This is a genomic window from Streptomonospora mangrovi, assembly GCF_027604915.1.
Classification (GTDB): Bacteria; Actinomycetota; Actinomycetes; order Streptosporangiales; family Streptosporangiaceae; genus Streptomonospora; species Streptomonospora mangrovi.
Genome location: NZ_JAJAQC010000044.1, coordinates 1 through 11389, shown reverse-complemented (window position 1 = coordinate 11389; position 11389 = coordinate 1). Strand labels below are relative to the sequence as shown.

Sequence of the window (11389 nt, the reverse complement as noted above, 5' to 3'; positions counted from 1 at the left end):
CCCCCCCCCCCCGCGGCCCCCGCGGGGGGGGCGCCCCCCCCCCCCCCGGCCGGGGGGGGGGCCCCCCCCCCCCCCCGCCACAGGAGGGACGGCGCCGGCCGCCCCCCGTTCAGGTCAGACCGAAACCCGCCCGCCGCGGTCGTCGCCGCCGTCGGAGGCCGGCCCGGTGGGCTCGGCGGACTCTGCCGCCGCCTTCTGCGCCGCCGCCGCGTCGCGGCGGCTCTTGACCAGGCTGGCCGCGGCCGTGATCGCCAGGGTGAGCACGATGACCACCAGCGACACGGTGGTGGGGATCTCGGGGACGTGCAGCTCGGTGGTCTCGTGGACGGCGTGCAGGATCAGCTTGACGCCGATGAACCCGAGGATGACCGCCAGGCCGTGGCTGAGGTAGACCAGCTTGTCCAGCAGCCCTCCGATGAGGAAGTACAACTGGCGCAGGCCCATCAGCGCGAAGGCGTTGGCGGTGAACACCAGGTAGGGCTCCTGGGTGATGCCGAAGATCGCCGGGATGGAGTCCAGGGCGAACAGGATGTCGGTGAGGCCCACCGCGATCATCACCAGCAGCATGGGCGTGACCACCCGCTTGCCGTCGACGCGGGCCACGAGCTTGGCGTCGTGGTAGGTGTCGGTGGTGGGCAGCACCCGGCGGACCAGGCGCACCGCCGCGTTCTCCTTGTACTCCTCGTCGTCGTCCCCGCCGCCCGACACCAGCTTCCAGGCGGTGAAGAGCAGGAACGCGCCGAAGAGGTAGAACACCCCGGCGAAGGCGTTGACCGCCGCCGCGCCCACCGCGATGAACAGGCCGCGGAAGACCAGGGCGAGCGCGATGCCCACCAGCAGGACGCGCTGGCGGTGCTCGCGGGGCACCGCGAAGGAGCCCAGGATGAGGATGAACACGAACAGGTTGTCCATGCTCATCGAGTACTCGACGATCCAGCCGGTGAAGAAGTCCACGGCCTGGCCCTCGGTGGTCAGGGAGAGGCCGATGCCGAACACGATCGCCAGGGACACGTAGACCGAGATCCAGATGGCGGCCTCGCGCATCGAGGGCTCGTGCGGCCGGCGGGCGATGATGATGAAGTCGATCAGGATCACGCCGAGCAGAACGGCGATCGTGACCCCCCAGACCCAGGGTGCGATTTCCAAGCCAGTTACTCCAGACGATCGATGGCACACGGGTGCCGGTCCCGGGCGTCCGAAAACGCCCGGGAACCGGTTTACTACATGTCAGGAACGGCCGCGTCGGCGACCCCGCCCGGCCGAGGCGCGCCGCTGCTCCATCTCGGCGGCCTGGTCGATGTAGCGCCGCATGAGGTCGGCTGCGGCGGCGTTGTGGCGCTGGATCCGGTAGTACCAGAGCGGCGCCAGGCGCTCGTGCAGCCACAGGAACCCGATCGCGAAGCCTATGCTGAGCAGCGCCTGGAACGCCAGAAACGACAGCAGGGGATCGCGCAGCACGTCGTCGTGCCCCAGGACCCCGGCCACCGCGACCTCGTCGACCAGCCGGGCCAGGGGGAACCCGACCAGCCAGTACAGCGCCACCGGGCCGACCGCGCCGACCCCGAACCGCCCCGTCGCGAGCAGGACGCAGTATCCGGCTCCGAGGAGGGCGAGCGGGATGCCCAGTCCGGTGGCGATGGTCGCGATCTGCATGCCGGGCAGCCCGGCCAGCGCCGCCACCCCGGCCGCGAACACACCGGCGACCAGGCCGATCGCCGCACCCGGAACGGCGATCTCAGCGTACTGGGCGGGCGCCGGGACATGACCGGCCGAGGGGGCGTGCGCGCTCATCAGCTCACCACCACGCCGTAGGCGAACAGCGAGTAGAACAGCATGCCGAGGTAGAACAGCGCGGCGACGGCGATCAGGACGTTGGGGACGATCCCGGGCCGGATCGGCTTGGGGAGGGTGATGTTGTTGACCAGCAGGAGGGTCACGCAGTAGGCGCCCATCGCGAAGGTGGACAGGAACGCCAGGGTGTCCAGGATCGCCGCCGGCCCGTCGGCGGGGCCGAACAGCAGGATGCAGATCCCGAACGCGATCAGGCCCCACAGGAAGAACCCGTAGAGCTTGGACATGCTGAACCGGCGCGCGCCGGGGACGAAGAAGTAGGTCATGTCGGCCTGGCCGCGCGAGAACGAGTCGAACAGCCCGAGCGTGGCGTTGAGGCCGATCAGGGAGATGAACAGGAAGAAGATCGTGCCGAAGACGGGGCTTCCGGCGGCGGTGAAGGAGGCGGCCATGGCGTCGAGGGCGGCGTCGCGCTCGCCGTCGCGGATGACCGTGGCGACCTGGGGGTCGAACCGGGCCGACGCCTGCGCCAGCACGGTGAAGGAGACCGTCACCAGCATGGTGATGCCCCAGAAGAGCACGAACGCGTCGAAGGTCACCCAGCGCCGCCAGCCCTTCCACTTGCTCATCTCCGCGGGGTCGGAGGTGTCAAACATGAACCCGCGGGTGGGCATGGTCTCCTGCTCCTCGGCGTGGCGCAGCCCGCGGATGCGCGGGATGTGGGCGCCCATGCCGGCGCCCTTGTCGCGCAGGTGCAGGGTGTACCACATCTGCTGCATGCCCGAGGGCCCGGCGAAGGCGATGGAGCCGACGATGACGGGGAACCACGCCGGCGACAGGGCCTCCTCGGGCAGGTAGCCGAAGGCGAACATGCCGGTGAGGGTGGTGGAGAGGTCGGAGAGGCTGCCGACCATGGCCGCCACCACCGAGGTGCCCACCACCAGCAGGCCGATGCAGATGGAGAGGACGTTCTCCAGCAGGTTGTAGACCACCTTGGCGAGGGTGAACACGACGCCCACCAGCAGCATGCCGGCGACCGCCGTGGCCTGCCAGGGTATTCCGGTCACCCGCTCGAACGCCGAGGCGCCGGCCGAGAGGTGGCCGGGCCAGATGTAGACGAGTATCGCGGTGACGAAGAAGAACCACATCAGCGGTTTGAACACGCGCGCGGCGCCGAAGAAGATGCTCTCGCCGGTCGCCATGGCGTAGCGCGACATCTCCAGCATCACCACGGCCTGGAGGGTGACGCCGATGAGGAACAGCCAGCGGATCTCGGGTCCGAAGATCAGGACCAGCCGCGGCCACATGTAGGACTCGCCCATGCCCACGCCCAGCGCCACGAGGAACACCGTGGGGCCGAGGAGGTGGATGGAGGGCGGTGCCTTGGGCAGTGAGCGGATCGGCATCGGCTCCAGCCGACCCGCCTTCCAGAAGCGCTCCTGCTCAGGGGCGGGGGTTTCGGCGGCACCGCCGGGGGTGCCGGCGGCGGCGCCGGACTCGGCCGGGGCGGGGCCGCGCTGGGCGGGGACCCGGGCCGGCGGGGGTTCGGTGCCGGTGAGGTCATCACGGCCCAGCGGCCGGTCGGAGTTGATGTCTGAGGAGTCCATGCGTGAGGCTCTCCCTCGCTGGATCGCGGATGCGGGCTGGTTGCCCCCTCATGCGCCCCCTGTCCTTGCGTCGGCCTCCCTTGAGCGTCGTGCGTGGCGTGCGGTCGGCGGATGATCCGCGGCGGCGGCGCTGGCGTACGCCGCCGCCGCGGGCGGCCCGGCGGTCTCGGGTGGCGGCTCGGCGGCCACCGGGCGTGTGTGCTGCGGCTGGTGCGGGTGTGGCGGGGGTTACACGCGCGGGATCAGAGTAGTCCCGCCGCGCGCGCCCAGCGATACTTCGCGCCCAGCACCTGCACCGGCTTCTCGGTGGTGTAGGGGTAGGCGACCACGCCGTGGCGGAACAGGTGGGCGCTGGCGGCCTCGACCTCGGTGTCGCCCGAGAGGGAGGCCACGATCGGCTTGTCGATCCCCGCGGCCCGCGCCTGGGTCACCACGTCGGCGACCAGTTCGGCGAAGACCATGGGCGGGGTGACGATGGTGTGCCAGTAGCCCAGGATGAGGGCGTGCACCCGGGGGTCCTCCAGGCCCAGGCGGATGGTCTTCTCGTAGGTGGCGGGCGGTTCGCCGCCGGTGATGTCCACCGGGTTGCCGGCGGCGCCGAAGGGCGGGATGAACGCGCGGAACGCCTCGTCCAGGTCGGGCGGGATCTCCATGAGGCTCATGCCGTTGTCGACCACGGCGTCGGACAGCAGCACGCCCGACCCGCCGGCGCCGGTGATGATGACGACGTTCTCGCCGGTGGGCGCGGGCATGATCGGCAGCGCCCGGCCGAACTCCAGCAGTTCGTTGAGGCCGGGCGCGCGGACCACGCCGGCCTGGCGCAGGATGTCGTCGTAGACCTTGTCGTCGCCGGCCAGGGCGCCGGTGTGGGAGCCGGCGGCGCGGGCACCCGCCGAGGTGCGCCCGGCCTTGAGCACCACCACCGGCTTCTTCGGCACGACCTCGCGGGCGGCCTGCACGAACGCCCGGCCGTCCTTGAGGTCCTCCAGGTGCATGGCGATGGCGTTGGTGTTGTCGTCCTGGCCGAAGAAGGTGAGCAGGTCGTCCTCGTCGATGTCGGCCTTGTTGCCCACGCCCACGATCGCCGAGACACCGGTGCTGGTGCTGCGGCTGTAGCCCAGGATGGCCATGCCGATCCCGCCGGACTGGGAGGTCAGGGCGGTGCCGCCGCGCACGTCGTAGGGGGTGCAGAAGGTCGCCGACAGGCTCTGGGGCGTGTAGTAGTAGCCGTAGATGTTGGGGCCCAGCAGCCGCACGCCGTGGCGGCGGGCCACCGCCAGCACCTCGTCCTGCAACTCCTGCTCGCCGGTCTCGGCGAAGCCCGAGGGGATGAGGATCGCCCCGGCCACGCCCTTGCGGCCGGCCTCCTCCAGCGCCCCGGCCACGAACTTGGCGGGGATGGCGAACACGGCGACGTCGATGCCGTCGGGGGCGTCGGCGATGCTCTTGTAGGCGGTACGCCCGTAGACCTCGTCGGCCTTGGGGTTGATCGGGTAGACGTGGCCGGCGTAGCCGCCGTCCACGATGTTGCGGATGACGGAGTTGCCGATCTTGCCGGCCTCGTTGGAGGCGCCGATGATCGCGATGGCGCGCGGCTTGAAGATCCGCTCCATCGCGCCCAGGATCTCCTCGCGGGTGAACCGGGCCGGCTCCTTGGGCGGGGCGAAGTCCAGGACGAACCGCAGGTCGGCGGCCACGGCGTCGGAGGCCGAGGCGAACACCGGGTTGAGGTCGGCCTCGGCGATCTCGGGGAAGTCGGTGACCAGGTCGGAGAGCCGCACCAGCACGTCGGCCAGCCGCTCGCGGTCCACCCCCGCGCCGCCGCGCACCCCCTCCAGCACCTCGGCGGCCTTGATGTCGCCGATCTGGGCCAGGGCCTCCTCGCGCGTCACCGGGGCCAGGCGGAAGGCGACGTCCTTGAGGACCTCCACCAGCACGCCGCCCAGGCCGAAGACCACGACCTTGCCGAAGGTGGGGTCGGTGGTGGCGCCGACGAGCACCTCGGTGCCGCCGCCGACCATCTGCTGGATCTGCACGCCCTCGATGGCGGCCTCGGGGTTGTAGGCGCGGGCGTTGCCGACGATGCGCTCGTAGGCGGCCTTGACCTCCTGGGGGGAGGACAGGCCGACCTCCACGCCGCCGGCCTCGGTCTTGTGCAGGATGTCGGGGGAGACGATCTTGGCGACGACCGGCAGCCCGAGTTCCACGGCCAGCGCGACCGCCTCGTCGGCGCTGGTGGCCAGCGCCTCGCCGGGGATCGGGATGCCGTAGGCCCCGGCGAGGACCTTGGCCTCGGGCGCGGTGAGCGCGCCGCGGCTCTCGGCGCGCGCCCGGTCCAGGACCGCGCGTACGGCGTCGCGGTCGTAGCCGGTGGAGGGTTCCGTGGCCATGGTGTCAGATCACTCCGTTCGCTTTGAGGGCCGCCAGTTCGTCGGCGGAGAGCCCCAGTTCGCCCTGGTAGACCTCGGTGTTGTGCTCGCCCAGCAGCGGCGAGCGGTCGATGTCGGCGGGGGAGTCGGACATGCGGATCGGCAGGCCGACGGTCTTGTAGGCGCCGCGCTGGGGGTGCTCCACGGTGGTGACGATCCCGTTGCCGTTGAGCGTGGGGTCCTCGATGATCTCCCGGGTCGACAGGATCGGGCCGCAGGGGATGTTGTGCTCGTTGAGCGCGGCCAGCACGTCCCACTTGGGCAGGGTGGCCGACCACTCCTCGATGAGGGCGAACATCTTGTCGAGCTTGTCCAGGCGGGCCTCGGGGGTGGCCCACTCGGGGTCCTCGGCCAGCTCGGGGTGGCCGATGATGCGGGAGATCGGCCCCCAGCCGGCGGGCTGGACGATGACGTAGACGTAGTCGTTGGGGCCGCCGGGCGCGGTGCGCACCGCCCAGCCGGGCTGGCCGCCGCCCGAGGCGTTGCCCGAGCGGGGGACCTCGTCGCCGAAGCTCTCGTTGGGGTACTCGGCGAGCGGGCCGTGGGCCAGGCGCTGCTGGTCGCGCAGCTTCACCCGGCACAGGTTGAGCACGGCGTCCTGCATGGCCACCTCGACGCGCTGGCCGCGGCCGGTGGTGGTGCGCTGGTACAGGGCGGCGAGGATACCGGCTACTGTATGCATTCCGGTGCCCGAGTCGCCGATCTGCGCGCCCGTGGCCAGCGGGGGCCCGGTCTCGAACCCGGTGGTGCTCATCGACCCGCCCATGGCCTGGGCGATCACCTCGTAGGCTTTGAAGTGGGCGTAGGCGCCGGGCCCGAACCCCTTGATCGAGGCGTAGACCAGCCGGGGGTTGGCCTCCTTGAGCACCTCCCAGGTGAACCCCATGCGGTCCAGCGCGCCCGGTGCGAAGTTCTCCACCAGCACGTCGCTGCGCTTGACCAGGTCCAGGAAGATGCGCTTGCCCTCGTCGGTCTTGGTGTTGAGGGTGATGCTGCGCTTGTTGCCGTTGAGCATCGTGAAGTAGAGGCTGTCCACGTCGGGCAGGTCGCGCAGTTGGCGCCGCGTGATGTCGCCGCTGGGGGCCTCCAGCTTGATGACGTCGGCGCCCAGCCAGGCCAGGATCTGGGTGGCCGAGGGCCCCGATTGCACGTGGGTCATGTCCAGGACGCGGACACCGTCGAGTGCCTTGGTCATTGCATCCTCCCCGGGTGGCCTACTTGTACATGGTCTGGTTCATGGTCCCGGGGGCGTAGACCTCGGGGTCGATCCAGACGTTGATCAGCGAGGGCTTGCCCGACTCGCGGGCGCGGCGCAGCGCCGGGCCGATCTCGGCGGGGTCGTGGACCTCCTCGCCGTAGCCGCCCAGCATCTTGGCGAACTCCGAGTAGCGGACGTCGCCCAGGGTGTTGCCGATCTCGCCGCGGTCGGCGCCGTACTTGGCGATCTGGCCGTAGCGGATCTGGTTCATGGAGGAGTTGTTGCCGACGACCCCCACGAAGGGCAGGTTGAACCGCACCAGCGTCTCGAAGTCCCACCCGGTGAGGCTGAAGGCTCCGTCGCCGAAGAGCGCGACCACCTCCTTGTCGGGGCGGGCGTACTTGGCCGCCATCACGAACGGCACGCCCACGCCCAGGGTGCCCAGGGGGCCGGGGTCCAGCCAGTGGCCGGGGGACTTGGGCTGGACCACCTGGCCCGAGAACGTCACGACGTCGCCGCCGTCGCCGATGTAGATGGAGTCCTCGGTGAGGAAGTCGTTGATCTCGCTGACCAGGCGGTAGGGGTGGATGGGCGTGGAGTCGCTGGCCAGCAGCGGCGCCCGCTTGTCCAGCGCCTGGCGCTCCACCTGGCGCAGCTCCTCCAGCCACGCCTTGCGCCCCTGGGCGCCGTTGTCGCCGTAGGCCGAGGTGGCCTGGAGCACCGAGCGCAGCACCACGTCGGCGTCGCCGACGATGCCCAGGTCGATGTCGCGGTTGCGGCCCACCGTGGCGTAGCTGAGGTCGATCTGCACGACCTTGGCCTCGGGCGAGAGCCGCTTGCCGTAGCCCATCCGGAAGTCGAAGGGCGTGCCGACGATGATGATCAGGTCGGAGCTGTTGAAGGCGTGCCGGCGCGAGAGCTGGAAGTGGTGGGGGTCGCCGGGCGGCAGGGTGCCCCGGCCGGCGCCGTTCATGTAGGCCGGGACGTTGAGCGCGCGCACCAGCTCCACGGCGGAGTCGGTGGCCCGGGTGGTCCACACCTGGTTGCCCAGCAGGATGCTGGGGCGCTCGGAGCGCACCAGCAGCTCGGCCAGGCGCTCCACCGCCTCAGGGTCGCCGCCCTGGCGGGTGGAGGCCCGGTAGCCGCCGGGGCGGGGGATGCGCGCCGAGGACAGCGGGACCGAGGCGTCGAGGATGTCGCGCGGGATCTCCAGGAAGGAGGGGCCGGGGGCGCCGTTGAGCGACTCGCGGAAGGCCATGGAGACCATGTCGGCGACGCGCTCGGTGTGGGGCACGGTGGCCGCGAACTTGGAGATGGGGTTGATCATGTCGACGTGCGGCAGGTCTTGCAGCGAGCCCATCTTGTGCTGGCTGAGTGCGCCCTGGCCGCCGATGACCAGCATCGGGCTCTCGGCGCGGAAGGCGTTGGCGATGCCGGTGACCGCGTCGGTGGTGCCGGGGCCGGCGGTGACCACCGCGCAGCCGGGCTTGCCGGTGACCCGGGCGTAGCCGTCGGCGGCGTGGGCGGCCACCTGCTCGTGGCGGACGTCGATGACGTCGATGCCCTCGTCGGCGCAGCCGTCGTAGATGTCGATGATGTGGCCGCCGCACAGCGTGAAGATCACGTCGACCCCCTCGGCCTTGAGGGCCTTGGCGACGAGGTGACCGCCCGAGATCGTGGTGTCGCCACCCTTGTCGTCAGTCATCTGAGCACCCATCTCCGTTCATTGGATACTGCATACCGTATGGTCTCCATTGCTACACGAGCCCCTCTCCGGTGTCTAGAGCGGAATCGTGCGAATGGGGACCGGGCGCCGCAGCCGCGCGGCCGTCACCGCCGCGGCCAGCCCGGCCGCACCCGCGCCCAGCAGGGCCGCCGCCGCCCCGGCGCCGGGCAGCCAGACCAGCAGCGCGGCGGCGCCGCCCACGCCCAGCAGGCCGCCGGCCGCCTTGGCGCTGTAGACCAGCCCCTGGATCTCGGCGCTGTCGCGGCTGCCGAAGTAGTCCAGGGCCAGGGTGCGGGTCAGCGGGTAGCAGCACCCGCCGCCGATCCCGGCGGGCACGGCCAGCAGCACCAGCCCCGCCACCGAGCCGAGCGCGGCCGCGGCCGGCAGCGCGAACTGCGCGGCGGCGCCGGCGGTCAGCGCGGCCACCAGGATCCGGCGCCGGCCCACGCGCTCGGCCCAGCGGCCCGCCGCCGCCCGGCCCAGGCCGCTGGCCGCCACCAGCGCGGCCAGCACCGCGGCCGCGCCGCCGGGCGGCAGGTCGGCGCGGGCCAGCAGCAGCGGCAGCACCGCCAGGTCGGCCAGCGCCATGGCCCCGGCCAGCGCCACAACGGCGTGCAGGCCGGGCAGCGCGCCGCTGCGCCACGCCTGGGCGGGGGAGAGGTCGACGCAGGCCAGGGGCTCGCGGCGGCGGCGCAGCGCCCAGGCGCGGGGATCGCTCTCGGGCGGCCACCAGCGCGGCGGCGGCGCGCTCAGCCGCCAGCCGGCCCCGGCCACCAGCAGCGCCAGCGCCGCGCCCACCCAGGGCGCGGCCGCCAGGTGGGCGGGCTCGGCCAGCGCGATCCCGGCCACCAGCGGCACCGCGCCCAGCGCGAACCCCGCGCCGGCGGGCACCGCGTGGGTGGCGGGGCGCTCGGGGTACCAGGCGGCGACCACGTGCACGGCCGAGTGGTAGACGAGCCCGGCGCCCAGGCCGCCGAGCAGGCCGTAGCCCATGGCCACCACCCCCAGGTGGCCGCTGAGCTCGCACACCGCCAGGGCGGCGGCGCACAGCGGGGCGCCGGCGACCACCGCCGGCCCCGGAGCGAGCAGGCCGCGCTCGCGCAGCCGGGCCAGCGGCAGCGCGGTGGCGCCCTGCACCAGGGTCCACAGCGCGAAGGGCAGCAGCGCGGCGGCCGGGCTCCAGCCGTGGGCGGCCACCAGCAGCGGCACGGCCGCGCCGTAGCCGAACTGGAGCACGCCCACCCCGGCCACGGCCGCCACGGCGCGGGCGGCCAGGGCGAATCGGTCGCGCCCGGCCAGGTCGCGGGCCGAGCGGCCCACCGCGTAGCGGCGGCCCGTCCAGTCGGCCAGTTCGCCCGCCGCGGCGGGGGCGTAGGGGGAGGCGAGATGGCCCGTGAGGGCGGAGGGGGCGGACGGCGGGGAGTTCATCGTGGCGTACCTCACATCGACCGGGCGATCGTATACAGTATGCGCGGCCAGGGTGGATGTGTGAAGGGGGTCACGTCGGCCACTTCGCGCTCGAGGTGGCCCTCACTCGTGGTATTGCATACTGCATACGATCTCGCGTATGACAGTCAGGAGGGTCCGTCAACCGCACGCGACGCCGAGGAGGCCCGGTGGACCTCTACGAGTACGAAGCCAAACAGTTGTTCGGCGAGCACGAGGTGCCGCTCGCCGAACGCCAACTCGCATCGACCCCCGAGCAGGCCGCCGCCAGCGCCGCGCGGCTGGGCGGCCGCGTGGTCGTCAAGGCGCAGGTGAAGACCGGCGGGCGCGGCAAGGCCGGCGGGGTGAAGGTGGCCGAGGGTCCCGAGGACGCCCGCGCCAAGGCCGAGCAGATCCTCGGCATGGACATCAAGGGCCACACCGTGCACCGCGTCCTGGTGGAGGAGGCCACCGACATCGCCGAGGAGTACTACGTCTCCTTCCTGCTCGACCGCGCCAACCGGAGCTTCCTGTCCATCTGCTCCGCGCAGGGCGGCGTGGAGATCGAGGAGGTCGCCGCCACCCGGCCCGAAGCCGTCGTGCGCACTCCCGTCGACCCCCTCACCGGCCTGGACCGCGACACCGCGCTGGCGATCTGCCGCGCCGCCGGCCTGCCCGAGGACGTGCACCCGCCCGCGGCCGTGGTGCTCCAGCGGCTGTGGCGCGTGGCCGTGGAGGAGGACGCCACCCTGGTCGAGGTCAACCCGCTGGTGCGCACCACCGGCAACCGCCTCGTGGCCCTGGACGGCAAGGTCACCCTCGACGGCAACGCCCTGGACCGCCACCCCGAGCGCTTCCCCTTCCACGACGACGGCCTGGCCGACTCCCGCGAGGCGCGCGCCAAGGCCAAGGGGCTCAACTACGTCAAGCTGGACGGCCAGGTCGGGATCATCGGCAACGGTGCGGGCCTGGTGATGTCGACGCTGGACGTGGTGGCCTATGCGGGCGAGGAGTTCGGCGGGGTCAAGCCGGCCAACTTCCTGGACATCGGCGGCGGGGCCTCGGCCGAGGTCATGGCCAACGGCCTGGAGATCATCCTGGGCGACCCCGACGTGAAAAGCGTGTTCGTCAACGTGTTCGGCGGGATCACCGCCTGCGACGCGGTGGCCAACGGCATCGTCCAGGCCCTCCAGTTGCTGGAGGGGCGCGGCGA

8 protein-coding genes are annotated in these 11389 nt (G+C 72.2%); 1 reads left to right on the top strand and 7 read right to left on the bottom strand.

From position 1 onward, the window contains the following. Window positions 1-114 precede the first annotated feature (114 nt). The 7 genes from LG943_RS21680 to LG943_RS21650 all read right to left on the bottom strand — a co-directional run bounded on the left by LG943_RS21680 (window position 115) and on the right by LG943_RS21650 (window position 10194). Window positions 115-1146 carry a TerC family protein gene (locus tag LG943_RS21680; RefSeq protein ID WP_270074182.1) on the bottom strand — a complete coding sequence of 344 codons (1032 nt, stop codon included), beginning with the start codon at window positions 1144-1146 and terminating at the stop codon, window positions 115-117. Between the two features lie 81 nt (window positions 1147-1227). Beyond that, window positions 1228-1791 carry a hypothetical protein gene (locus LG943_RS21675; RefSeq protein ID WP_270074181.1) on the bottom strand — a complete coding sequence of 188 codons (564 nt, stop codon included), beginning with the start codon at window positions 1789-1791 and terminating at the stop codon, window positions 1228-1230. Then, window positions 1791-3398 (bottom strand): Nramp family divalent metal transporter, encoded by a 1608-nt coding sequence (locus LG943_RS21670; protein WP_270074180.1) that lies wholly within the window; start codon window positions 3396-3398, stop codon window positions 1791-1793. Before LG943_RS21670 ends, LG943_RS21675 begins: the two co-directional genes overlap by 1 nt. A gap of 242 nt (window positions 3399-3640) precedes the next feature. Further along, entirely contained in the window at window positions 3641-5788 is a 2148-nt protein-coding gene (locus LG943_RS21665; RefSeq protein WP_270074179.1) for an acetate--CoA ligase family protein, read from the bottom strand. 4 nt (window positions 5789-5792) lie between these two features. Continuing rightward, the gene (gene frc / locus LG943_RS21660) at window positions 5793-7022 is read right to left on the bottom strand and encodes a formyl-CoA transferase (protein ID WP_270074178.1); all 1230 of its coding nucleotides are present in this window, start codon (window positions 7020-7022) and stop codon (window positions 5793-5795) included. 19 nt (window positions 7023-7041) lie between these two features. Beyond that, window positions 7042-8730: a thiamine pyrophosphate-binding protein gene (locus LG943_RS21655; RefSeq protein ID WP_270074177.1), complete on the bottom strand. Its 1689-nt coding sequence runs from the start codon at window positions 8728-8730 to the stop codon at window positions 7042-7044. A 75-nt stretch (window positions 8731-8805) separates the two neighbouring features. Next, window positions 8806-10194 (bottom strand): MFS transporter, encoded by a 1389-nt coding sequence (locus LG943_RS21650; RefSeq protein WP_270074176.1) that lies wholly within the window; start codon window positions 10192-10194, stop codon window positions 8806-8808. 173 nt (window positions 10195-10367) lie between these two features. Here LG943_RS21650 and sucC point away from each other — a divergent pair. After that, window positions 10368-11389: ADP-forming succinate--CoA ligase subunit beta (gene sucC / locus LG943_RS21645; protein WP_270074175.1), on the top strand; the 1022-nt coding region annotated here is incomplete at its 3' end.